The organism is Pseudaquabacterium inlustre (genome assembly GCF_038066595.1).
GTDB lineage: Bacteria > Pseudomonadota > Gammaproteobacteria > Burkholderiales > Burkholderiaceae_C > Pseudaquabacterium > Pseudaquabacterium inlustre.
Window position 1 is genome coordinate 199,805 of record NZ_JBBUTH010000008.1, and the last position, 22,828, is coordinate 222,632.

The 22,828-nt window shown below is 69.6% G+C and carries 19 protein-coding genes; 10 read left to right on the forward strand and 9 right to left on the reverse strand.

The annotated features are described in order from the left end of the window. Positions 1-189 precede the first annotated feature (189 nt). On the forward strand, positions 190-1,491 hold the full coding sequence (gshA, locus tag AACH10_RS15465) for a glutamate--cysteine ligase (RefSeq protein ID WP_341411349.1): 1,302 nt from the start codon (positions 190-192) through the stop codon (positions 1,489-1,491). 107 nt (positions 1,492-1,598) lie between these two features. Beyond that, a complete protein-coding gene (locus tag AACH10_RS15470) occupies positions 1,599-3,482 on the forward strand; it encodes a potassium transporter Kup (protein ID WP_341411350.1) in 1,884 nt (627 codons plus the stop codon). Between the two features lie 34 nt (positions 3,483-3,516). Here the strand turns inward: AACH10_RS15470 and pncB are convergent, their stop codons facing one another. Together pncB and hppD are read right to left on the reverse strand one after the other, a co-directional pair. Then, positions 3,517-4,710, reverse strand: a complete 1,194-nt coding sequence (gene pncB / locus AACH10_RS15475) for a nicotinate phosphoribosyltransferase (protein ID WP_341411351.1) — start codon at positions 4,708-4,710, stop codon at positions 3,517-3,519. A gap of 70 nt (positions 4,711-4,780) precedes the next feature. After that, positions 4,781-5,869 (reverse strand): 4-hydroxyphenylpyruvate dioxygenase, encoded by a 1,089-nt coding sequence (gene hppD / locus AACH10_RS15480; RefSeq protein WP_341411352.1) that lies wholly within the window; start codon positions 5,867-5,869, stop codon positions 4,781-4,783. Positions 5,870-6,002: 133 nt separating this feature from the next. Between hppD and AACH10_RS15485 the strand changes: the two genes are divergently transcribed. Continuing rightward, positions 6,003-6,470, forward strand: a complete 468-nt coding sequence (locus AACH10_RS15485; RefSeq protein ID WP_341411751.1) for an Lrp/AsnC family transcriptional regulator — start codon at positions 6,003-6,005, stop codon at positions 6,468-6,470. Between the two features lie 88 nt (positions 6,471-6,558). Here the strand turns inward: AACH10_RS15485 and AACH10_RS15490 are convergent, their stop codons facing one another. The 4 genes from AACH10_RS15490 to AACH10_RS15505 all read right to left on the reverse strand — a co-directional run bounded on the left by AACH10_RS15490 (position 6,559) and on the right by AACH10_RS15505 (position 11,949). After that, positions 6,559-8,355 carry an NAD(P)/FAD-dependent oxidoreductase gene (locus AACH10_RS15490; protein WP_341411353.1) on the reverse strand — a complete coding sequence of 599 codons (1,797 nt, stop codon included), beginning with the start codon at positions 8,353-8,355 and terminating at the stop codon, positions 6,559-6,561. A 250-nt stretch (positions 8,356-8,605) separates the two neighbouring features. Then, positions 8,606-10,633: a sigma-54-dependent Fis family transcriptional regulator gene (locus AACH10_RS15495; RefSeq protein WP_341411354.1), complete on the reverse strand. Its 2,028-nt coding sequence runs from the start codon at positions 10,631-10,633 to the stop codon at positions 8,606-8,608. A gap of 86 nt (positions 10,634-10,719) precedes the next feature. Continuing rightward, on the reverse strand, positions 10,720-11,130 hold the full coding sequence (locus tag AACH10_RS15500; RefSeq protein WP_341411355.1) for a carboxymuconolactone decarboxylase family protein: 411 nt from the start codon (positions 11,128-11,130) through the stop codon (positions 10,720-10,722). Between the two features lie 12 nt (positions 11,131-11,142). After that, entirely contained in the window at positions 11,143-11,949 is an 807-nt protein-coding gene (locus tag AACH10_RS15505; RefSeq protein WP_341411356.1) for an exodeoxyribonuclease III, read from the reverse strand. A 9-nt stretch (positions 11,950-11,958) separates the two neighbouring features. Here AACH10_RS15505 and pyrE point away from each other — a divergent pair, with 9 nt between their 5' ends. After that, positions 11,959-12,648, forward strand: a complete 690-nt coding sequence (pyrE, locus tag AACH10_RS15510) for an orotate phosphoribosyltransferase (protein ID WP_423228614.1) — start codon at positions 11,959-11,961, stop codon at positions 12,646-12,648. Then, a complete protein-coding gene (locus tag AACH10_RS15515) occupies positions 12,645-13,364 on the forward strand; it encodes a DUF4124 domain-containing protein (protein ID WP_341411357.1) in 720 nt (239 codons plus the stop codon). The genes pyrE and AACH10_RS15515 overlap by 4 nt, the downstream gene beginning before the upstream one ends. A 30-nt stretch (positions 13,365-13,394) precedes the next feature. On the opposite strand, the gene gatB is transcribed toward AACH10_RS15515, so the two are convergent. The 3 genes from gatB to gatC are packed head-to-tail and all read right to left on the reverse strand — an operon-like array spanning position 13,395 to position 16,650. Next, the gene (gene gatB, locus AACH10_RS15520; protein ID WP_341411358.1) at positions 13,395-14,855 is read right to left on the reverse strand and encodes an Asp-tRNA(Asn)/Glu-tRNA(Gln) amidotransferase subunit GatB; all 1,461 of its coding nucleotides are present in this window, start codon (positions 14,853-14,855) and stop codon (positions 13,395-13,397) included. Positions 14,856-14,863: 8 nt separating this feature from the next. Further along, positions 14,864-16,354, reverse strand: coding sequence for an Asp-tRNA(Asn)/Glu-tRNA(Gln) amidotransferase subunit GatA (gatA, locus tag AACH10_RS15525; protein WP_341411359.1), 1,491 nt, complete (start codon positions 16,352-16,354; stop codon positions 14,864-14,866). Next, positions 16,351-16,650, reverse strand: coding sequence for an Asp-tRNA(Asn)/Glu-tRNA(Gln) amidotransferase subunit GatC (gene gatC, locus AACH10_RS15530; protein ID WP_341411360.1), 300 nt, complete (start codon positions 16,648-16,650; stop codon positions 16,351-16,353). Before gatC ends, gatA begins: the two co-directional genes overlap by 4 nt. A 271-nt stretch (positions 16,651-16,921) precedes the next feature. Here gatC and AACH10_RS15535 point away from each other — a divergent pair, with 271 nt between their 5' ends. The 5 genes from AACH10_RS15535 (at position 16,922) to rodA (ending at position 22,783) form a co-directional block, all read left to right on the forward strand. Continuing rightward, a complete protein-coding gene (locus AACH10_RS15535; protein WP_341411361.1) occupies positions 16,922-17,965 on the forward strand; it encodes a rod shape-determining protein in 1,044 nt (347 codons plus the stop codon). Positions 17,966-18,037: 72 nt separating this feature from the next. Continuing rightward, positions 18,038-19,042 (forward strand): rod shape-determining protein MreC, encoded by a 1,005-nt coding sequence (mreC, locus tag AACH10_RS15540; RefSeq protein ID WP_341411362.1) that lies wholly within the window; start codon positions 18,038-18,040, stop codon positions 19,040-19,042. Then, positions 19,039-19,563: a rod shape-determining protein MreD gene (gene mreD / locus AACH10_RS15545; RefSeq protein WP_341411363.1), complete on the forward strand. Its 525-nt coding sequence runs from the start codon at positions 19,039-19,041 to the stop codon at positions 19,561-19,563. The genes mreC and mreD overlap by 4 nt, the downstream gene beginning before the upstream one ends. Continuing rightward, positions 19,560-21,632, forward strand: a complete 2,073-nt coding sequence (gene mrdA, locus AACH10_RS15550; protein WP_341411364.1) for a penicillin-binding protein 2 — start codon at positions 19,560-19,562, stop codon at positions 21,630-21,632. The genes mreD and mrdA overlap by 4 nt, the downstream gene beginning before the upstream one ends. Then, on the forward strand, positions 21,629-22,783 hold the full coding sequence (gene rodA, locus AACH10_RS15555) for a rod shape-determining protein RodA (protein WP_341411365.1): 1,155 nt from the start codon (positions 21,629-21,631) through the stop codon (positions 22,781-22,783). Before mrdA ends, rodA begins: the two co-directional genes overlap by 4 nt. The last annotated feature ends 45 nt before the right edge of the window (positions 22,784-22,828 follow it).

Genomic DNA, 22,828 nt, shown 5'->3' on the forward strand with positions numbered 1-22,828 from the left:
GCCAATTCTTGGGGCGAGCTTTGACAGCTGGATGATCCGTATGGATCAAGTTGCCGATTTACAACGATATGTAAGCCAGCAAGTTGGATGCCAGAACCTGATCGTTTGGTCAGGCATCCACCCACACCAGGGGGAGGTTCGGGTCGGCTCTCTAGAATGGGTCGACCCCACCCCCACGTCGAGCCCACCATGGTTCCGCACCTCATCACCGCACTCACCGGCCCGATCAACGAGCTGGAGGCGCGCATCCTCGACTCGATGCCCGCCATCGAACGCTGGTTCCGGCTCGAATGGATGGAGCACACGCCGCCGTTCTACTGCTCGGTGGACCTGCGCAACGCCGGCTTCAAGCTGGCGCCGGTGGACACCGAACTGTTCCCCAGCAGCTTCAACCACCTGACGCCCGAGATGCTGCCGCTGGCGGTGCAGGCGGCGATGGCGGCCATCGAGAAGATCTGCCCCGAGGCCAAGAACCTGCTGCTGGTACCCGACAACGACACCGGCTCCAGCTTCTACCGCGCCAACCTGCAGTGCCTGGTGCAGGTGTTCACGCAGGCGGGCCTGAACGTGCGCCTGGGCTCGCTGGACCCGGCCGTCACCGCGCCCACCACGCTGCCGCTGCCCGACGGCGAGAGCCTGACGCTGGAGCCGCTGCTGCGCACGCCGCGCCGCCTGGGGCTGAAGGACTTCGACCCCTGCACCATCTTGCTGAACTGCGACCTGGCCAACGGCACGCCGGCGGTGCTGGAGAACCTGCACGAGCAGTACCTGCTGCCGCCGCTGCATGCCGGCTGGGGCGTGCGCCGCAAGAGCCGCCACTTCGAGAGCTATGAAGAGGTGGCCAAGAAGTTCGCCAAGCTGTTGGGCATGGACCCCTGGCTGATCAACCCGATGTTCGGCCGCTGCGGCGAGGTGAGCTTCGGCGACGCCTCGGGCCTCGATTGCGTGCAGGCCAATGTGGACGCCATGCTCACCAAGGTGCGGCGCAAGTACAAGGAATACGGCATCAACGAGAAGCCCTTCGTCATCGTCAAGGCCGACAACGGCTCGGGCGGTGCCGGGCTGATGACCGTGCGCGACGCCAAGGACCTGGCCGACGCCGATGGCCTGGCGCGCATGCGCGAGCGCCTGGGCACGGTGCGCGGCGGCGAGGCCGTCACCGAGGTCATCATCCAGGAAGGCGTGCCCACCTACGAGCGCGTGAACGACGCGGTGGCCGAGCCGGTGGTCTACATGATCGACCGCTACGTGGTCGGCGGCTTCTACCGCGTGCACGCCGAGCGTGGCATCGACGAGAACCTGTCGGCGCCCGGCGCGCGCTACGTGCCGCTGGCCTTCAGCGAGAGCCACCAGCTGCCCAAGCCCGGCGCCAAGCCCGGCGCGCTGGCACCCAACCGCTTCTACATGTACGGCGTGATCGGCCGCCTGGCGATGCTGGCCGCCAGCTACGAGCTCGAAGCGACCGACCCCGACGCCGAGGTCTACGACTGACCGGTGTTGCCGCGGCGCAGCGGCTGGCTTGACGCACTGCACAACAGGCGGCGCACAATAGCCGTTTTGGCTTTCGGGCGTGGCAGTTCGCGCGTCCGCCACCTTCCGTGAGCTCAGCCCACGCGCCCAAGACCCCCGCCGCCCTGGCGGCACTCACCCTCGGTGCCCTGGGTGTGGTGTATGGCGACATCGGTACCAGCCCGCTGTACGCGCTGAAAGAGGTCTTTCACGCGGGCCATGTGCCGGCCACGCCCGAGAACATCCTGGGCGTGCTGTCGCTGATCTTCTGGACGATGACCATCATCGTCTCGGTCAAGTACGTGCTGCTGATCCTGCGCGCCGACAACAACGGCGAAGGCGGCCTGATCGCGATGCTGGCGCTGGCCACCACCGCGGTGAAGGACAAGCCCGCGCTGCGCAGCGTGCTGATGACCGCGGGCCTGTTCGGCACCGCCATCTTCTACGGCGACGGGGTGATCACGCCGGCAGTGTCGGTGCTGTCGGCGGTGGAAGGCCTGGAGGTGGTCTCGCCCGCGCTGCACGCCTGGGTGATCCCGATCACGCTGGTGGTGATCACGGTGCTGTTCTCGGTGCAGCGCTTCGGCACCGGCGGCATCGGCAAGTTCTTCGGGCCGATCACGCTGGTGTGGTTCATCGTGCTGGTGGCGCTGGGCCTGCCGCACGTGGCGGCCCACCCGGCCGTGCTGGTGGCGCTGAACCCGATGCATGCGGTCGGCTTCTTCACCGCGCACCCGCTGGTGGCCTTCATCGCGCTGGGCGCGGTGGTGCTGTGCGTCACCGGTGGCGAGGCGCTGTATGCCGACATGGGGCACTTCGGCAAGAAGCCGATCCGCATCGCCTGGTACGGCTTCGTGATGCCGGCGCTGGTGGTGAACTACTTCGGCCAGGGCGCCATGCTGCTGCGCGAGCCCGAAGCCGTGGTGAACCCGTTCTTCCACATGGCGCCCGACTGGGCCCAGCTGCCGCTGGTGGTGCTGGCCACGGCGGCCACGGTGATCGCCTCGCAGGCGCTGATCTCGGCGGCCTTCTCGGTCACCAAGCAGGCCATCCAGCTGGGCCTGCTGCCGCGCATGGCCATCCGCCACACCTCGGTGAAGGACACCGGCCAGATCTACGTGCCCTTCATCAACTGGGGGCTGTGGGTGTTCATCGTGCTGGCGGTGGGCCTGTTCAAGACCTCGTCGAACCTGGCCGCGGCCTACGGTATCGCCGTGACGCTGGACATGACCATCACCACGGTGATGACCTTCTTCGTCATCCGCTACGGCTGGAAGTACCCGCTGCTGCCCTGCGTGCTGGCCACCGGCTTCTTCTTCGTCATCGACATCACCTTCTTCGCCAGCAACATGCTCAAGCTGGTGGCCGGCGGCTGGTTCCCGCTGGTCATCGGCATCGGCATGTTCACGCTGATGCTCACCTGGATGCAGGGCCGCAAGCTGATGGCCGAGCGCCTGCGCGACGAGGCCATCGACCTGAAGAGCTTTCTGGAGGCGGTGTTCGTCAGCCCGCCCACGCGCGTGGACGGCACGGCCGTGTTCCTGTCGGCCGACATCGACATGACGCCGAACGCGCTGCTGCACAACCTGAAGCACAACAAAGTGCTGCACCAGTACAACCTGTTCGTCACGGTGCGCAGCCACGAAGTGCCCTGGATCGGCTTCGACAAGCGCATCGAGATCGAGCCGCTGGGCCACGACTGCTGGCAGGTGGTGCTGCACTTCGGTTTCAAGAACGACCCCGACGTGCCGCAGGCGCTGCGCCTGCTGGAAGACCGCGGCATCCCGCTGCCCGACATGGACACCAGCTACTTCCTCAGCCGCGACATCGTCATCCCGACGATCGGCCAGGGCATGGCGATGTGGCGCGAGAAGCTGTTCGCCGGCATGCACCGCAACGCCTCGGCGGCGGCGGACTTCCTGAACCTGCCCTCCAACCGCATCGTGGAGCTGGGGGCCAAAGTCGAGATCTGATGGGGCACCCGGCGCTCGGCCCGCCGGCTTTGCCTCAGGCCCCGGCCGGCATGTTGAACACCTGCCTCAGGTAGGCGAGAAAGGTGGTGTCGTCGCACAGCGTCTTGCCGGGGCTGTCGCTGATCTTGGCCACGGTCTGGCCGTTGCACTGGGTCAGCTTCATCACGATGTGCAGGGTGTGCAGGCCCATGTCGTTCGTGAGGTAGGTGCCGATGCCGAAGCCCAGCTGCGTGCGGTCGGCAAAGTGGCGGTACAGCTCGAAGGCCTTGGGCAGCGTCAGCCCGTCACTGAACACCAGGCGCTTGGTGTTGGCGTCGATGCGCAGCTTGGCGTAGTGGGCCAGGGCCTTCTCGCCCCACTCGATCGGGTCGCCCGAGTCGTGGCGCAGGCCGTCGAACAGCTTGGCGAAGTACAGGTCGAAGTCGGCCAGGAAGGCGTCCATGCCGACCACGTCGGTGAGCGCGATCCCTAAGTCGCCGCGGTACTCCTGCACCCAGCCTTCCAGCGCCGCCTTCTGGAAGTCGCGCAGCCGCACGCCCAGGGCCTGGTAGGTCTGCATGAACTCGTGCGCCATGGTGCCGATGGGCACCAGGCCCAGCTCGCGCGCCAGCTTCACGTTGCTGGTGCCGCGGAAGTACTCGGGCACCTCGCGCGCCAGCGTGCTGATCACCTCGCGGTGCCAGGCGCCCGAGAAGCGCCGGCGCACGCCGAAGTCGAAGAACTCGAAGGGGTTGCGGCGCTTGGGCTCCTGGGCGAAGGCGCGCAGCAGCCGCACCTTCTCGGTCAGGCGCCGGCGGCCCTCGGCCAGCGCGCCGGCCTGGTCCACCCGGCGGAAATACAGCTCGTTGACGATGGCCAGCACATGGATCTCGAAGGCCATCACATGCACCTGCGGGCCGCGGGCCACGATCTCCAGCGTGCCGGCGTTGTCGCGCACCTGGATGAAGTCGCGCTGGAACTGGAAGATGCGCAGGAAGTCGACGAAGTCGCTCTTGATGAAGCGCAGCCCGGCCAGGTAGTCGAGCTCCTCGCGGCGGAAGCGCAGCGAGCACAGGTGGTCGAGCTGCTCGTTGAGCTCGGGGATCAGGTGCGTGAGCGGGTAGTCGCGCGCATTGCGGCACACGAACACGTACTCGGCCTGCGTCTGCGGAAACCGATGCAGCATGGCCTGCCACATCGTGAACTTGTAGAGGTCGGTTTCGAGCAGGCTGTTGATGACGGGTTGCATGGCTGGCGCCGGCGCGAAGACCGGCCGCGGCTTTCCTCAGGCGGCGGCCAGTATAGAAGCCGGCCCCAGATCAGGCCGTGGTGAGGGCACCGCGCCGGATCTGATCGCGCTCCAGGCTCTCGAACAGCGCCTTGAAGTTGCCCTCGCCGAAGCCCTGGTCGGCACGGCGCTCGATGAACTCGAAGAACACCGGGCCCAGCAGTGTCTGGCTGAAGATCTGCAGCAGCAGGCGCTTGTCGCCCCCTTCGGTGCTGCCATCGATCAGGATGCCGCGCGCCTTCAGTTCGGGCACCGGCAGGCCGTGGCCGGGCAGGCGCTCGTCCAGCATCTCGTAGTACACGTCGTTGGGCGCGGTCATCAGCGGGATGCCGGCCAGCTGCAGCGCGTCGACGCTCTTCTGCAGGTCATCGGTCTGCAGCGCGATGTGCTGGATGCCCTCGCCGTTGAACTGCATCAGGAACTCCTCGATCTGGCCGCTGCCCTTGCTGCTCTCCTCGTTCAGCGGGATGCGGATCAGGCCGTCGGGCGCGGTCATCGCGCGGCTGGTCAGCCCGGTGTACTCGCCCTGGATCGCGAAGTAGCGGATCTCGCGGAAGCCGAAGATGCGCTCGTAGAAGCCGCCCCAGAACGCCATGCGGCCGCGGTAGACGTTGTGCGTCAGGTGGTCGACCATCTTGAAGCCGTGGCCGACCGGGTGACGGCTGTCCAGCGCCTGGTACTCAGGCAGGAACTCGAAGTCGATGTCGTAGATGCTCTTGCCATCTTCATAGCGGTCGATCAGGTACAGCGGCGCACCGCCGATGCCCTTGATCGCCGGCAGGCGCAGCTCCATCGGCCCGGTGGGAATCTCCACCGGCTGCGCGCCGCGTTCCAGCGCCAACGCATAAGCCTTGTGCGAGTCCTTCACGCGGAAGGCCAGGCCACAGGCGCTGGGGCCGTGCTCGGCCGCGAAGTAGGCCGCCAGGCTGCGCGGCTCGCGGTTGACGATGAAGTTGCAGTCGCCCTGGCGGTACAGCAGCACGTCCTTGCTGCGGTGGCGCGCCACCAGGCTGAAGCCCATCTGCTCGAACAGCGGCTCCAGCACGCCCGGCGTGGGGGAGGCGAACTCCACGAACTCGAAGCCCATCAGGCCCATCGGGTTGTTGAACAGGTCGGCCATGCGTGTCACTCCTGACGGAAATCAATCCGCGCACTGTAGGCAGCATGGCGCGCGAAAAGATCGCGTGTGGCGGTCGCAATCGCCCGCATTCATGCGATAACTTCGCACTAATTCAAGACAATGCGAGATGCCAATGGACGAAGTGGAGCTCGACGCGATCGACCGCCGCCTGCTGGGCAAGCTGCAGCAGGATGCCCGCGCCACGGCGCAGGCACTGTCCGAGGCGGCGCACCTGTCGCCCGCCCAGAGCAACCGCCGCCACCGCCGGCTCGAGGAAACGGGCGTGATCGCCCGCTACGAGGCACGCCTGGCCCCCGCCGCGCTGGGCCTGCATGTGGTGGCCTTCGTGCACGTGACGATGGAGCGCGGCCACGTCGGCCAGATCGCCGACTTCAAGGCCTTGATCGGCGACCTGCCGCAGGTGCAGGAGTGCTACGCCGTGACCGGCGATGCCGACTACGTGCTCAAGGTGGTGGCGCGCGATCTGAAGAGCCTGTCGGACTTCCTGATGGGCACGTTGATGCGCGCGCCGGGGGTGGGCGCCGTGCACTCGACCGTGTGCCTGGACGAGATCAAGTGCACCGGCGCCCTTCCGCTGTAGCAGCCGGCCGAGCGCGCGGCCGCTCCGGAGCCGGCCGGCGACCCGCTCGGCGGGTGGCGCTGCGTACCCGCAGCGCCGGGTGCCCCAGTCAGCGCAGGTGGTGCACCGGCGCCTGCGCGTAGACCGGCGTCGGGATGCCGGCCAAGCGAGCCTTCAACTGCAGCGACAAAAACTGGCTGTAGTGCCGGCTCTGGTGAAGATTGCCGCCGTGGATCCACAGGTGCGGCACCTGCGTGGGCTTCCACATGTTGCGCAGCTCACCTTCCCACGGGCCCGGGTCCTTGGGCGTGTCGGAGCCCAGGCCCCACACCTTGCCGATCTTGTCGGCCACCTCGGGCGAGATCAGGTCCACCAGCCACTGGTTCATCGAGCCGTAGCCGGTGGCGTAGACCAGCACGTCACACGGCAGCTCGGTGCCGTCGGTCAGCGTCACGCTCTTCGGGTTGATGCGCTCGATGTTGACCCGGCTCTTCAGCTTGATGCTGCCGTTGGCCACCAGCTCGGAGGCGCCCACGTCGATGTAGTAGCCCGAGCCGCGGCGCAGGTACTTCATGAACAGGCCCGAGCCATCAGCGCCGAAGTCCAGCATGAAGCCGGCTTTCTCCAGCCGGCCGTACAGGTCCGCCTCGCGACGCTTCATCTCCTCGTACACGGGGATGTGGAAGGTGTGCATGATCTTGTACGGCACGCTGGCGAAGATCAGGTCGCCCTTGTGGTGGTCGATGCCGTTCTGGATCGCCTGCTCGCTGTACAGGCCGCCGAGCGCCAGCTCCATCAGCGCCGCGCTGGGGGCGATGTGGGTGGAGCTGCGCTGCACCATGGTCACGTCGACGTCGTTCTCCCACAGCGCGGCGCAGATGTCGTGGGCCGAGTTGTTGCTGCCCAGCACCACCACCTTCTTGCCCTTGCAGGCGTCGGGGCCGGGGTGCTGGCTGCTGTGGTGCTGGTCACCCAGGAAGGTCTCGGCGCCGGGGATCTTGGGCACGTTGGCATAGCCCGACACGCCCAGCGCAATCACCAGCTCCTTGGGGTGCAGCACCACGGTCCGGCCGTCGCGCTGCACGGTCACGTCCCAGCGGCCGGCCTGCTCGTCGTAGCGGCAGCCCTGGGCCTGGGTGGAGGCCCAGTAGTTGATCTCCATGATCTTGACATAGGCCTCCAGCCAGTCGCCGATCTTGTCCTTGGGCGCGAACACCGGCCAATCGTTCGGGAAGGGCAGGTAGGGCAGGTGGTCGTACCACACCGGGTCGTGCAGGCACAAGCTCTTGTAGCGACGGCGCCAGCTGTCGCCGGGCTTGGCGTTCTTCTCGATCACCAGGTGTGAGACGCCCAGCCGGCGCAGCCGCGCCGCCAGCGCGATGCCGCCCTGGCCGCCGCCGATGATCACCACCTCGGGCTGCACGCTGTGGCCCAGGTTGGCGGCTTCCTCGGCCTTCAGCTCCGACCAGCTCTTGCGGCCCTTGTGCACGCCGTGCTCGGCGCCGGCGGCGCGGTGCTCGCCGGTCTTCTCCTCATGGCCCTTCAGCTCCACCATCGTGGTCAGCAGCGTCCAGGCCTTGCCATCCTTGAGGCGCAGCAGGCCCTTGCCGCGTGACAGCCGGGTCTCGAAGGTGAACCAGGCCTCGGTGATGCCGTCGGCCTCGGCCGCATCGCCTTCGAGCTGCCAGTTCGATGGCGCCACGTCGTCCAACCGCGCGGCCAGCATCGCGCGGATCTGCTCGGGGCTTTCCTGCGTGCAGATGTTCCAGGTGAAGCTGACCAGGTCACGCCAGTAGCACTCGGCGCCGAACAGGGCCACGGCGGCGTCGAGCTTGCGCGCGCTCAGTGCCGCATCGAAGGCGGCCAGCCAGGCGCGCGCCGCGGTGTTGGCTTGGGATTCACTCATCGTCTTGTCTCCATCAAGGGTTGCAGTGCCGCGGCGCAGGCCGGGGCGCCGCGGGCCTTGATCAAGCGCAAGCGGCGTGCCGCACGCCAGGGTCAGCCGTGGGGGGCGGCACTTGCTGCACCGCGGCATGCACGCGCCGCCGTCGCCACGCTGGGGAGACCGCTGAAGGCAGGCCGGCGCCTATTGCATTGCAGCAAAGCTGAGCGGCCTGCCCGGCGGCGCGGCCGCCACTGTCACAGCGAGACAGGTGTCACGGCGCCGCTGTGACAGGTGGCTCGCCCGGCGCAGGCTCGCCGGCCTCGCCATCGCGGGCGTTGGGCGACTTCACGCCCAGCCGCGCCATGCGGCGGTACAGGGTCATGCGCGAGCAGCCCCACTGCCGCGCCAGTGCCGAGACATTCCAGTGCGCCGCGCGCAACGCCTGGCGCAAGGCCTCGGCCTCTTCGGCGCCGGGCCTCGAGGGGGGCAGCGCCGGGGCGGCCAGCGCCGGTGCCGTCCCCACCAGCGGCGGCGCGCCAGCCAGCAGCGCATCGGGCAGGTCGGCGGGCTGGATCACGCCGCCGCTGCACACGCTGCGCGCATAGGCCAGCGCATTGGCCAGCTCGCGCAGGTTGCCCGGCCAGCGGTGCGCCAGCAGCAGCGCGCGGGCCTCGGGCGACAGCACCGGCGCACGCTCAACGGCGCCGGTGCCCGGCCGTGGCGCCGCCAGCAGGCGGTCGATCATCACGCCCAGGTCGGCGCGCTCGCGCAGCGGAGGCAGCTGGAAGTGCGCGCCGTTGAGCCGGTAGTACAGGTCGTCACGGAAGCGCCCCTCGCGCACCAGCGCCTCCAGCGGGCAGTGCGTGGCGGCGATGACGCGGATGTCCACCGGCACCGGCCGGCTGGCGCCGATGGGCAGCACCTCGCGCTCGGCCAGCACGCGCAGCAGCCGCGCCTGCAGTGCGCGCGGCATGTCGCCGATCTCGTCGAGGAACAGCGTGCCGCCATCGGCACCCTGGATCAGCCCGCGCTTGGCGCGCGGCCCGGCGCCGGTGAAGCTGCCGGGCAGGTGGCCGAACAGCTCGCTCTCGATCAGGCCCTCGGGGATGGCGGCGCAGTTCACCGCCACGAAGGGGCGGCCGCGCCGCTCGCTGGCGGCATGCAGGGCCTTGGCGAAGTACTCCTTGCCGCTGCCGGTCTCGCCGGTGAGCAGCAGGCTCACCGGGCTGTTGACCAGGCGCGCCGCGCGCTCGAGCTGACGGTCGAGCCGCGCATCGCCGCCCGACAGTGCGGCCAGCGGCGCTGGCAGGCTGCGCCGCTCGGGCGCCGCCACCGGCGCACACACGGCCGCCGGCGGCGGCGAGGCCAGCAGGAACAGCAGCCGCCCGCCGCCGGCCAGCATCACCGCACGCTGGTCGGCCGGCCGCGCGGCGACGAAGCGGCCCAGGTCTTCCGGCCGCGCATCCAGCCAGGCCGACAGCGGCTGGCCCAGCAGCGACTGGCCCTGCAGGCCGGGCAGGCCCTGCAACAGCAACTGGGCGCGCCGGTTGTGGCCGATCAGCCGGCCGCCAGCGTCCAGCGCCACCAGGTAGTCGGGGTTCACGTCCAGGAACTGCGGCGCCGGGCTCAGCCGCAGCACCCAGTCATGGCGGAAGCGGTGCAGGAACTGCGCGTTCTCCACATGCTGGGCGTACACCTTCACCAGCTGCAGCGCCAGGTGCTGGCTGCTCTTGGGCTGGCTGCTGCTGAGCTGCGAGATGTCGAGCACCGCACTCAGCTCGCCGGCGGGGCTGAACACCGGCGCGGCGGTGCAGGTCAGCGGGATGTGGGTGGCGTCGAAGTGGTCATCCAGGTGCACGGTGAGCGCCTGGCCGGTGCTGATGCAGGTGCCCACGCCGCAGGTGCCGGCATGGTGCTCGCTCCAGTCGGCGCCCAGGTACAGGCCGGCGCGGCGCAGGCTGGGCTCGACCACCAGGTCGCCCAGAAAGTCCACGGTGACGCCGCGCGCGTCGGTCAGCAGCACCACATAGCCCAGGCCGGCCACCTGCTGGTACAGCGCCTCCAGGCCATGCCGGGCGATGTGGAGAAAGGCCTCCATCTGGTCCTGGTGCTCGCGCAGGCGCTGCTGCGGCAGGATCACCGCCTCCTGCATGCGCGTGGGATCGAGCCGGTGCTGCTGCACGCAGCGCAGCCAGCTGTCGCGGATCACCTGCTCGTGGCGCGCGGCAGCCGCAGCGCCCACGCCATCGGCCGCCACCTGCATCACGGTGGCGATGTGCTGGTGCTGGGCAGCGTGCATGGCGGGCGCTTTCGGTGCGGCGGGCAGGGCCTGCCACCATCGCGGCGCGGCCGCGCACTGTCAACCGGGGGGAAGCCCCCGGCCGGTCAGCGCGACGCGCTGCGGTCGAACTGCGGGTCCACCGCCACCTGCAGCCCGGTGGCCAGGTGGTTGGTCTTGGCCGCCAGGCCCACGATGGCCAGCAGCTCGGCATGCTGGGCATCGGTCATGCCCTTGGCGCGCGCCGCCGCGGTGTGCGAGTGCACGCAGTAGCCGCAGCCATTGGCGATGGACACGGCGATGTAGACCAGCTCCTTGGTCAGCGGGTCCAGCGCACTGGGCGTGGCCATCAGCGCCTTCACCTCGGCCCAGGTGCGCTCCAGCAGCGCGGGGTCGAAGGCGAGTGCGCGCCACAGGTTGTTGACGAAGTCGGTCTTGCGCGTGGCCCGGATGTCGTCGAACACCGCCTTCACGCGCGGATCGGCCTCGGGATCGGCAGGGGTGGCGACGGTGCTCATGGGTGCGTTCGGTCAGAGGCTGAAGCCGTAGTCGATGGTCAGCGGCGCGTGGTCGCTGAACTTCTGGTCCTTGTAGATCGCTGCGGTGTGGGCGTGCTCGGCCAGGGCCGGCGTGGCCAGGTGGTAATCCAGCCGCCAGCCCACGTTCTTGGCATAGGCCTGGCCGCGGTTGCTCCACCAGGTGTAGCAGGCGTCGGTGGTGTCGGGGTGCAGGCGGCGGTACACGTCCACCAGGCCTCCCTGGCCCTTGGCCGCACCCAGCAGCGCGGTCATCCAGGCGCGCTCTTCGGGCAGAAAGCCGCTGTTCTTCTGGTTGCCCTTCCAGTTCTTCAGGTCGGCTTCCTGGTGCGCGATGTTCACGTCGCCCACCAGGATGAACTCGCGCGTCTTCTTCAGCCGGGCCAGGTGCGGCGCCATGATGTCGAGGAAGCGGAACTTGGCCTGCTGCCGCTCCTCGCCGCTAGAGCCGCTGGGGAAGTAGCAGCTGATGATGGACAGCTTGCGCCCCGGCTTGTCGAAACGCAGCTCCACCCAGCGGCCCTCGGCGTCGAACTCGGCGTCGCCCAGGCCGACCTTCACGTCGCTGGGCTCGTGCCGGGTGTACAGGCCCACGCCCGAGTAGCCCTTCTTCTCGGCGTAGTGGAAGTGCCCGGGCATGCCGGCCACGGTATCGAAGCGGCCGGCCACGTCCTCGTGCTGCGCCTTGACTTCCTGCACCCCCATACAATCTGCGTTTGCCTGCGCGGCCCACTCCAGAAAGCCCTTGTTGGCGGCCGAGCGGATGCCGTTCAGGTTCAGCGTGACGAGACGAAAGGCCAAGGGAGCTCCATGTCGATGACGACCCCCACCACCGCACCGGCCGATGCCCTGGCGCAGGAGTTCGTGCAGTTCGCGGTCGAGTCCGGCGTGCTGCGCTTCGGCGAGTTCAAGACCAAGGCCGGACGGCTGTCGCCCTATTTCTTCAACGCCGGTCTGTTCGACGACGGCGCCAAGCTCGGGCGGCTGGCCGGATTCTATGCACGCCGCCTGCTGGCCTCGGGCATCGAGTTCGACCTGCTGTTCGGCCCGGCCTACAAGGGCATCTCGCTGGCCGCCGCGGTGGCCATCGAGCTGGCGCGCGCCGGCCGCAATGTGCCCTTCGCCTACAACCGCAAGGAAGCGAAAGACCACGGCGAGGGCGGCACCCTGGTGGGCGCACCGGTCAAGGGCCGCGTGCTGATCATCGACGACGTGATCTCGGCCGGCACCTCGGTGCGTGAGTCCATCGCCATGATCACCGCCGCCGGCGCCACGCCGGTGGGCGTGGCCATCGCGCTGGATCGGCAAGAGAAGGCCACCGAGAACGGCCAGGACGCGCCCTGGTCGGCTGTGCAGTGGGTGCGCGAGCACCTGAACCTGCAGATCAGCGCCATCGCCACGCTGGCCGACCTGCTGCAGTACCTGCAGGCCACCCAGGCCCCCGATCTGGCCGCCCACCTGCCGCGCGTGGCCGCGTACCGCGACCGCTACGGCGTATGACCCCGGCACCGCGCTGGCGCCGCCACGCGGCTGGGGCCGCGGCCGCCGTGCTGCCCGCCCTGCTGGCACTGCCCACCGGCGCGGCGGGCCAGACGGCACCGGCCGGCGGCCCGGGCATCTACACCTGTGTGGACGCGCAGGGCAAGCGCATCACCTCCGACCGGCCCATCCCCGCCTGCCTGGCGCGCGAGCAGCAGCTGCGCAACAAGGACGGCTCGGTGCGCCAGGTCATCCCGCCGACGCTGACGCCCGATGAGCGCGCCGAGCGCGACGCCGCCGAGCGCCAGGCGGCCCAGCAGCGCGCGGCACAGAACGACGCCGTGCGCCGCGACCGCAACCTGATGGCGCGCTACCCCAACGAGGCCGCCCACCAGAAGGCGCGCGAGGCCGCGCTGGACACCGTGCGCCTGGCGATCAAGACCACCGAGCAGCGCATGAAGGACCTGACGGCCGAGCGCAAGCCGCTGCAGGACGAGGTGGAGTTCTACAAGGGCCGCCAGCTGCCGCTCAAGCTCAAGCAGCAGCTCGACGCCAACGACGCCGCGATGGACGCCCAGCGCGCCGCCAGCAAGACCCAGGCAGCCGAGCTGGCGCGCATCAATGCGCTGTACGACGCGGAACTGCAGCGCCTGCGCGCGCTGTGGACGGGCACGCAGCCGGGCGCGCTGCCGGTGGCCAACACCTCTACCGAGTCCGGCCAAAGCGCCCGGCGCTGAACGGCGCGGCGCACGCCGCGCCACCGAACCTCAGGCCAGCCTGGCCTTCAGCAGCTCGTTCACCTGGGCCGGGTTGGCCTTGCCCTTGCTGGCCTTCATCACCTGGCCGACCAGCGCGTTGAAGGCCTTGTCCTTGCCGGCGCGGTATTCCTCGATGTTCTTCGGGTTGGCGGCCAGCACCTCGTCGATGATCTTCTCCAGCGCACCGGAGTCGTTCATCTGCTTCAGGCCCTTGGCCTCGATGACGGCATCGACCTCGGCGGCTTCACCCGACCACAGCGCGTCGAACACCTGCTTGGCGGCGTTGTGGCTGATGGTGCCGTCGGCAATGCGACCGATCAGCGCGGCCAGCGTGGCGGCCGGCAGCGGGGCGTCGGCGATGTCGCGGCCTTCGGTGTTCAGGCGCTTGCTCACCTCGCCCATCAGCCAATTGGCCACCAGCTTGGGCTGTTTGCACAGGTCACGCGCGGCCTCGTAGTAGCGCGCGAACGGCAGGCTCTGCGTCACCATCGCCGCGTCATAGGCCGGCAGGCCGTCGGCGCTCTGGAAGCGCTGGGCCATGGCCGCGGGCAACTCGGGCATCTCGCCCTTCACCCGTTCCACCCAGTCGGGCGCGATCACCAGCGGCGGCAGGTCGGGATCGGGGAAGTAGCGGTAGTCGTGCGCGTCTTCCTTGGTGCGCATGGCCCGCGTCTCGCCCTTGTCGGGGTTGAACAGCACGGTGGCCTGCTGGATGGCCAGGCCGTCCTCGATCTGGTCGATCTGCCAGTTGACCTCGTAGTCGATGGCCTGCTGCAGGAAGCGGAAGCTGTTCAGGTTCTTGATCTCGCGCCGAGTGCCGAAGGGCGCACCGGGCTTGCGCACGCTGACGTTGGCATCGCAGCGGAAGCTGCCTTCCTGCATGTTGCCGTCGCAGATGCCCAGCCACATCACCAGCGCGTGCAGCGCGCGGGCGTAGGCCACGGCCTCGGCGCTGCTGCGCATGTCGGGCTCGGTGACGATCTCCAGCAGCGGCGTGCCGGCGCGGTTCAGGTCGATGCCGGTCTGGCCATGGAAGTCTTCGTGCAGGCTCTTGCCGGCGTCTTCTTCCAGGTGGGCGCGGGTCAGGTTGACCACCTTCTCCACCGCCTTGTCACCCTCGCCCACGCGGATGGTGACGCGGCCACCCTGCACCACCGGGATCTCGTACTGGCTGATCTGGTAGCCCTTGGGCAGGTCGGGGTAGAAGTAGTTCTTGCGCGCGAAGATCGACAGCGGCGCCACCTTGGCGCCCACGGCCAGGCCGAAGCGGATCGCGCGCTCGACCGCGGCGCGGTTCATCACCGGCAGTGTGCCGGGCAGGGCCAGATCCACCGCGCAGGCCTGCGTGTTGGCATCGGCACCAAAAGCCGTGCTGGCGCCCGAGAAAATCTTGCTGGCGGTGGAAAGCTGGGCATGCGTCTCGAGGCCGATGACGACCTCGTAGCCGCGGATGAGGGCGGGTGTGCTCATGGGAACGATCAGATGCCGGCCGGGGCGCGGGTGTGCCAGTCGGTGGCCTGCTGCAGCGCGTGGGCGGTGTGCAGCAGCGTGCCTTCGGCGAAGTAGTTGCCGATCAGCTGCAGGCCCACGGGCATGCCGCCTTCGCCGAAGCCGGCGGGCAGGCTCATGCCGGGCAGGCCGGCCAGGCTGGCGGGCAGCGTGAAGATGTCGGCCAGGTAGGCCTGCAGCGGGTCGGCGTCCTGCGCGTGCAGGGCCCAGGCCACCGTGGGCGCCACCGGGCCGGCGATCACGTCGCACTGGCGGAAGCAGGCCTGGAAGTCGTCGGCGATCATGCGCCGCAGCTTCTGCGCCTGCAGGTAGTAGGCGTCGTAGTAGCCATGGCTCAGCACATAGGTGCCGATCATGATGCGGCGCTTGACCTCGGGGCCGAAGCCCTCGGCGCGGCTCTTCTTGTACATGTCCAGCAGGTCGGTGTACTGCTGGGCACGGTGGCCGAACTTGACGCCGTCGAAGCGGCTCAAGTTCGAGCTGGCCTCGGCCGGCGCGATGATGTAGTACACCGGAATCGACAGCTGGGTGCGCGGCAGGCTCACGTCCACCAGTGTGGCACCCAGCTTCTGCAACTCGGCCAGCGCGCCACGCACGGCGGCGTCCACATCGCTGGACAGGCCCTCGGGGAAGAACTCCCTGGGCAGGCCGATGCGCAGGCCGGCCAGCGGCTGGCTGGCGCTGGCGCCCTCGCGCGGCGTCAGCATCTGGGCATGAAAGTCCTGCGGCGGGCGCTGGGCGCTGGTGGCGTCACGCTCGTCGAAGCCGCTCATCGCGCCCAGCAGCAGCGCGCAATCCTCGGCGCTGCGCGCCATCGGGCCGGCCTGGTCCAGGCTGGAGGCGAAGGCGATCATGCCGTAACGGCTGCACACGCCGTAGGTGGGCTTGATGCCGGTGATGCCGGTGAAGCTGGCCGGCTGGCGGATCGAGCCGCCGGTGTCGGTGCCGGTGGCCGCCGGCAGCAGGCGCGCGGCCACCGCGGTGGCCGAGCCGCCTGAGGAGCCGCCCGGCACGCGCGTGGCGTCCCAGGGGTTGTGGGCCGCGAAGTAGGCCGAGTTCTCGTTGGCCGAGCCCATCGCGAACTCGTCGCAGTTCAGCTTGCCCAGGCTCACGGTGCCGGCGGCGTTCAGCCGGGCGACGACCGTGGCGTCGAAGGGGCTGGCATAGCCGGCCAGCATCTTCGAGCCGGCGGTGGTGGGCGCCCCGCGGGTGACGAAGATGTCCTTGTGCGCGATCGGCACGCCGGTCAGCGGGCCGGCCTGGCCGGCGGCGCGCTGCGCATCGGCGGCGCGGGCGCCGGCCAGCGCGGCCTCGGCATCCACATGCAGGAAGGCGCCGAGCGACTGTTGCGCCTCGATGCGGCCCAGCAGGTGGCGGGTGACTTCCTCGCTGGAAACCGTCTTGTCGGCCAGCGCGCGGCCGAGCTGGGCCACGCCCAGGTTGTGCAGATCGCCGCTCATTCAATGACCTTGGGCACGAGGAACAGGCCGTCTTCCACCGCTGGTGCGCTGGCCTGGTTGGCGGTGCGGTCGGGAGTCTCGGTCACGGCGTCGTCACGCAGGCGCAGCTCGACCGCGTGCAGCGCCGACAGCGGCGTGTACAGCGGCTCGACGCCGGTGGTGTCGACCGCGCGCATCTGCTCGACGATGCCGAAGAAGTCGTTCAGCTGGGCCAGCATCTGCGGCTCTTCGGCGGGGCTGAGTTCGAGGCGAGCCAGGTGCGCGATGCGGCTCACGTCCTGTGGGGTCAGGGGCATGGGGAATGGGTGCAACGGTGGGTTTCCGAAGGGGGAAACACCGGGGTGATGCGGTATTATCTTCGGTTATCCACACCCCTACGCGCCCGTTGTCGGCCGCAGCGTCTGCGCTGCCTTCGCCAGCGTTCCCGCAGGGGTGTGCCGAGCCCCATTCGAGCCTTTTCGAGCCCCCTTCCAGCCTGTGCGCCGCGCCCGTGATGGCCGCGCGCACCCCGGCGAACCCGCCGCCTGCTGCCGCGCGTCGCCTCTCCTGCCCAGATTGCGTCTCCCCATGTACGGATCCCTGCGCCGCTATTTCTCCACCGACCTGGCCATCGACCTCGGCACCGCCAACACGCTGATCTACGTGCGCGGCAAGGGCATCGTGCTCGACGAGCCCTCGGTGGTGGCCATCCGCCACGAAGGCGGCCCCAACGGCAAGAAGACCATCCAGGCCGTGGGCAAGGAGGCCAAGGCCATGCTGGGCAAGGTGCCCGGCAACATCGAGGCCATCCGCCCGATGAAGGACGGCGTGATCGCCGACTTCACCGTCACCGAGCAGATGCTCAAGCAGTTCATCAAGATGGTCCATCCGCGCTCGGTGCTGCGCCCCAGCCCGCGGATCATCATCTGCGTGCCCTGCGGCTCCACCCAGGTCGAGCGCCGCGCCATCCGCGAATCGGCACTCGGCGCCGGCGCCAGCGAGGTCTACCTGATCGAGGAACCCATGGCCGCGGCCATCGGCGCCGGCCTGCCGGTGAGCGAAGCCTCGGGCTCCATGGTCGTCGACATCGGCGGCGGCACCACCGAGGTGGGCGTCATCTCGCTGGGCGGCATGGTCTACAAGGGCAGTGTGCGCGTGGGCGGCGACAAGTTCGACGAAGCCATCATCAACTACATCCGCCGCAACTACGGCATGCTGATCGGCGAGCCCACCGCCGAGATGATCAAGAAGAACATCGGCTCGGCCTTCCCCGGCAGCGAGGTGAAGGAGATCGAGGTCAAGGGCCGCAACCTCAGCGAAGGCGTGCCGCGCTCGTTCACCATCAGCAGCAACGAGATCCTCCAAGCCCTGACCGACCCGCTGAACCAGATTGTCTCCAGCGTGAAGAACGCGCTGGAGCAGACGCCGCCCGAGCTGGGCGCCGACATCGCCGAACGCGGCATGATGCTCACCGGCGGCGGCGCGCTGCTGCGCGACCTGGATCGCCTGCTGGCCGAGGAAACCGGCCTGCCGGTGCTGGTGGCCGAAGACCCGCTGACCTGCGTGGTGCGCGGCTGCGGCATGGCACTGGAGCGCATGGAGCGCCTGGGCTCGATCTTCACCTCCGAGTAAGGTCCGAAGCACCGGCCGTGGCACACCCACCGCCGCGCCCGCCCTGACATTGCGCCTGCGCCGCAGCCCCTCATGTCGCTCGGCACGATCGACCGTACCCCGCCGCCCTTCTTCCGCCAGGGCCCGTCGGCACTGACCAAGCTGGTGCTGTGCTCGGCGCTGGCCGTCTTCCTGATGGCGGCCGACACGCGCTTCAAGCTCACGCGACCGCTGCGCGCCGCGCTGGCCACCGCGCTGCTGCCGGTGCAGCAGGCGCTGAAGTGGCCGGTGCGCCTGGCCGACGAGGCCGGCGGCTACCTGCAGGGCCTGGATGCCGCGCGCAGCGCCGAAAACGCCGCCCGCGTGCAGCTGGCGCGCCAAGCCGAGCGCGTGGCCCGCGGCGACCAGCTGGCCCAGGAAAACGCCCGCCTGCGCGCCTTGCTGGAATTGCGCCCGGCGCTGGCCGTGCCCTCGGTCAGTGCCGAGGTGCTGTACGAGGCCGCCGACCCGTATTCGCGCAAGCTGTTCATCGACCGCGGCGAGCGCCACGGCGTGACGCTGGGCGCGCCGGTGGTCAACGAGGCCGGCGTGCTGGGCCAGGTGACGGCGGTGTACCCGCTGTCGGCGCTGGTGACCTTGCTGACCGACCGCGACGCCGCGATCCCAGTGCTCAACGAGCGCACCCAGCAGCGCAGCGCGGCCTTCGGCGGCGCCGAGGGCGGCGGCGCGCTGGAGTTGCGCTTCGTGGCCGCCAACGCCGACGTGAAGGCCGGCGACCGGCTGCTGACCAGCGGCATCGACGGCGTCTATCCGCCGGGCCTGACCGTGGGCACCGTGACCCGCGTGGACCGCCGCGCCGATGCCGGCTTCGCCCGCATCCTGCTGGCGCCCGCGGCCGGCATCGACGGCGTGCGCCACCTGCTGGTGCTGCAGCCCACGGCGCAGCAGATGCCGCCACGGCCCGAGCCCGCGCCCGAGCCGGCCAAGGCCGACAAGTCCGCCAAGGGTGCCGGCAAGGCCGCGGCCAAGTCGGGCGCCGCATCGGCCACGGCCGCAGCGTCCGCCGCCCCTGCCAGCGCTGCCGGGAGCCGGCCATGATCCGCCCGCTGGGCTCCGCCAACCAGCTGCTGCTGCCGGCCAACCCGCTGTTCATCGGCTTCTCGCTGGTGCTGGCGGTGCTGCTGGAGATGACGCCGATCGGCCGCCATCCCGGCTCGCCCGACCTGGTGGCCCTGGTGCTGGTGTTCTGGAACGTCTACCAGCCGCGCCGCGTCGGCGTGGGCTGGGCCTTCGTGTTCGGCCTGGTGATGGACGTGCACGAGGGCGCGGTGCTGGGCCAGCATGCGCTGGCCTACACGCTGCTGGCCTACTTCGCGATCACCATGCACCGGCGGCTGCTGTGGTTTCCGGTGCCGGCGCAGGCGCTGCAGGTGCTGCCGCTGTTCGCGGCGGCGCACGGCGTGTCGCTGCTGGCGCGCATGATCGCCGGAGGCATGTTCCCCGGCTGGGGCCTGATGCTGGCGCCGCTGGCCGAGGCCGCGCTGTGGCCGCTGGTGGTGTGGCTGCTGCTGGCGCCGCAGCGCCGCGCCCCTGATCCCGACGAAAACAGACCGCTGTGACGGAACTGAAGGATCTGGATCGGGAGCTGGGGCGCTTTCGCACCCGCCTGATCGCCGCCGCGCTGTTCGTGCTGCTGTGCTTCGGCCTGCTGGGCACGCGGCTGTTCTGGCTGCAGGTGGTGCGCCACGATGACCTGGCCGAGCAGGCCGAGGCCAACCGCATCGCGGTGGTGCCCATCGTGCCCAACCGCGGCCTGATCATCGACCGCCACGGCGTGGTGCTGGCCACCAACTACTCGGCCTACACGCTGGAGATCACGCCGGCCAAGGTGCAGGGCGAGCTCGACAAGGTCATCGACGCGCTGGCCGAGGTGGTGGAGATCGCACCCAAGGACCGGCGGCGCTTCAAGCGCCTGATGGACGAGAGCAAGAGCTTCGAGTCGCTGCCGATCCGCAACCGCCTGTCCGACGAGGAACTGGCGCGCTTCACCGCGCAGCGCTTCCGCTTTCCGGGCGTGGATGTGCGCGCGCGGCTGTTCCGCACCTACCCGCTGGGCGAGACCGGCTCGCACCTGGTGGGCTACATCGGCCGCATCAACAACGCCGAGCAGAAGGCCATGGACGACTGGGCCGACGAGGACCAGGCCAACTACCGCGGCACCGAGGTCATCGGCAAGCTGGGGCTGGAGCAGCGCTACGAGCGCGAACTGCACGGCACGACCGGCTTCGACCAGGTGGAAACCTCGGCCGGCGGCCGCGCCGTGCGCCGCCTGGGCAGCCACCCGGCCACGCCGGGCAACACGCTGCGGCTGAGCGTGGACATCAAGCTGCAGATGCTGGTGGAGCAGCTGTTCGGCGAGCGGCGCGGCGCGCTGGTGGCCATCGACCCGCGCACCGGCGAGGTGCTGGCCTTCGTCAGCAAGCCCACCTTCGACCCCAACCTGTTCGTCGACGGCATCGACGTGGACAGCTGGCGCGAGCTGAACGAGTCCATCGACAAGCCGCTGCTCAACCGTGCGCTGCGCGGCACCTACCCGCCGGGCTCCACCTACAAGCCCTTCATGTCGCTGGCCGCGCTGGCCACCGGCAAACGCACGCCACAGCAGGCCTATGCCGACCCCGGCTACTTCAACTTCGGCAACCACCGCTTCCGCGACGACAAGGAGGGCGGCCACGGCATGGTGGACATGTACCGCTCCATCGTGCAGAGCTGCGACACCTACTACTACATCCTGGCCAGCGAGATGGGCGTGGACCTGATGGCCGAGCAGCTGGCGCCCTATGGTTTCGGCCAGCTCACCGGCATCGACCTGGACGGCGAGGTCAAGGGCGTGCTGCCCTCCACCACCTGGAAGCAGAACGCCTACCGCAAGCCCGAGCAGAAGCGCTGGTACGCAGGCGAGACCATCTCGCTGGGCATCGGCCAGGGCTACAACAGCTTCACCATCCTGCAGCTGGCCCAGGCCACGGCCACGCTGGCCGCCGGCGGCCAGCGCCACAAGCCCCACCTGGTGCGCGAGGTGGTCGACGTGGTGTCGGGCGCCTCGCGCAAGGTGGCCGCCGAGCCGCTGACGCCGGTGCCGATCAAGCCCGAGCACATGGAGGTGATCCGCCGCGCGCTGGTGGGCGTGAACATCGAGGGCACCTCGGCCACCGCCTTCCGCGGCGCCGGCTACCAGGCCGCCGGCAAGACCGGCACGGCCCAGGTGGTGAGCATCGGCAAGAACGAGAAGTACAACGCCGCCAAGATGGCCGAGCACCTGCGCGACCATGCGCTGTACATGGCCTATGCGCCGGCCGAGGCGCCGCAGGTGGCGCTGGCACTGATCGTCGAGAACGCCGGCTTCGGCGCCCAGGCGGCCGCGCCGATCGCGCGCCGCGTGTTCGACTACCTGCTGCAGGGCCAGTGGCCCAGCGACGAAGACATGGCCGCCACCCGCCAGGGCCAGAGCAGCGCACCGATCGGCACGCCGCGGCGCGCGGCCGAGGTGCCGCTGCCGGGCCAGCCGATGGCGCCGGCGTTGGGCGCCAGTGCCGCCAGTGCCGCCAGCGCTGCAAGCGCCGCCGGTGCCAGCAGTGGCGCCCGCACGGCCAGCGCCGCTGCGGCCACCCCAGGAGCCTCGCGATGAGCGTCGTGTTCGAACGGCCCAGCCTGTGGCAGCGCCTGAAGCCGGTACTGGGCGGCTTCGACGGCCCGCTGACCGCGGTGGTGCTGATGCTGGCCGCGCTCGGGCTGGTGACCATGTACTCGGTGGGCTTCGACCACGGCACGCGCTTCGCCGACCATGGCCGCAACATGATGATCGGCGCGGTGGTGATGCTCATCGCCGCCCAGGTGCCGCCGCAGCGGCTGCAGACGCTGGCCGTGCCGCTGTACACGCTGGGCGTGCTGCTGCTGCTGGCCACGCTGGCCTTCGGCATCACCAAGAAGGGCGCCACGCGCTGGATCAACCTGGGCATCGTGATCCAGCCCAGCGAGATCATGAAGCTGGCCATGCCGCTGATGCTGGCCTGGTGGTTCCAGAAGCGAGAGGGCCAGTGGCGCACGCCCGAGTTCGCCATCGCCGGGCTGCTGCTGCTGGTGCCGGTGCTGCTGGTGGCCAAGCAGCCCGACCTGGGCACGGCCATCCTGGTGCTCTCGTCGGGGCTGTACGTGCTGTTCTTTGCCGGCCTGTCGTGGCGGCTGATCGTGCCCGTGCTGCTGCTGGGTGCCGTGGGCATCACCACCATCGTGTTGATGGGCGACACGCTGTGCCAGCCCGAAGTGGCCTGGCACGGCCTGCGCGACTACCAGAAGCAGCGTGTGTGCACCCTGCTCGACCCCACGCGCGACCCGCTGGGCAAGGGCTTCCACATCCTGCAAGGCATGATCGCCATCGGCTCGGGCGGCCTCACCGGCAAGGGCTTCATGAGCGGCACGCAGACGCACCTGGAGTTCATTCCCGAGCGCACCACCGACTTCGTGTTCGCCGGCTTCGCCGAGGAGTTCGGCCTGCTCGGCGCCGGCCTGCTGCTGGTCTGCTACATCGCGCTGATCTTCCGCGGCCTGGTCATCGCGGCCCAGGCGCCCACCGCCTTCTCGCGCCTGCTGGCTGGCGCCATCACGCTGAGCTTCTTCACCTACGGCTTCGTCAACCTGGGCATGGTCAGCGGCATCCTGCCAGTGGTGGGCGTGCCGCTGCCCTTCATCAGCTATGGCGGCACTGCGATGGTGACGCTGGGCCTGGCGCTGGGCATGCTGATGTCCATCGCGCGCAGCCGCGGGCTGATGCAACGCTGACTGGGGCACCCGGCCTTGCGGGTACGCAAGGCCACCCGCCGGGCG

Bases quoted from the DNA above. Each gene is read 5' to 3' on its own strand.
- gshA (WP_341411349.1), top strand. From the start codon at position 190: ATGGTTCCGCACCTCATCACCGCACTCACCGGCCCGATCAACGAGCTG.
- pncB (WP_341411351.1), bottom strand. From the start codon at position 4,710: ATGCAACCCGTCATCAACAGCCTGCTCGAAACCGACCTCTACAAGTTC.
- hppD (WP_341411352.1), bottom strand. From the start codon at position 5,869: ATGGCCGACCTGTTCAACAACCCGATGGGCCTGATGGGCTTCGAGTTC.
- AACH10_RS15485 (WP_341411751.1), top strand. From the start codon at position 6,003: ATGGACGAAGTGGAGCTCGACGCGATCGACCGCCGCCTGCTGGGCAAG.
- AACH10_RS15490 (WP_341411353.1), bottom strand. From the start codon at position 8,355: ATGAGTGAATCCCAAGCCAACACCGCGGCGCGCGCCTGGCTGGCCGCC.
- AACH10_RS15495 (WP_341411354.1), bottom strand. From the start codon at position 10,633: ATGCACGCTGCCCAGCACCAGCACATCGCCACCGTGATGCAGGTGGCG.
- AACH10_RS15500 (WP_341411355.1), bottom strand. From the start codon at position 11,130: ATGAGCACCGTCGCCACCCCTGCCGATCCCGAGGCCGATCCGCGCGTG.
- pyrE (WP_423228614.1), top strand. From the start codon at position 11,959: ATGTCGATGACGACCCCCACCACCGCACCGGCCGATGCCCTGGCGCAG.
- AACH10_RS15515 (WP_341411357.1), top strand. From the start codon at position 12,645: ATGACCCCGGCACCGCGCTGGCGCCGCCACGCGGCTGGGGCCGCGGCC.
- gatB (WP_341411358.1), bottom strand. From the start codon at position 14,855: ATGAGCACACCCGCCCTCATCCGCGGCTACGAGGTCGTCATCGGCCTC.
- gatA (WP_341411359.1), bottom strand. From the start codon at position 16,354: ATGAGCGGCGATCTGCACAACCTGGGCGTGGCCCAGCTCGGCCGCGCG.
- gatC (WP_341411360.1), bottom strand. From the start codon at position 16,650: ATGCCCCTGACCCCACAGGACGTGAGCCGCATCGCGCACCTGGCTCGC.
- AACH10_RS15535 (WP_341411361.1), top strand. From the start codon at position 16,922: ATGTACGGATCCCTGCGCCGCTATTTCTCCACCGACCTGGCCATCGAC.
- mreC (WP_341411362.1), top strand. From the start codon at position 18,038: ATGTCGCTCGGCACGATCGACCGTACCCCGCCGCCCTTCTTCCGCCAG.
- mreD (WP_341411363.1), top strand. From the start codon at position 19,039: ATGATCCGCCCGCTGGGCTCCGCCAACCAGCTGCTGCTGCCGGCCAAC.
- rodA (WP_341411365.1), top strand. From the start codon at position 21,629: ATGAGCGTCGTGTTCGAACGGCCCAGCCTGTGGCAGCGCCTGAAGCCG.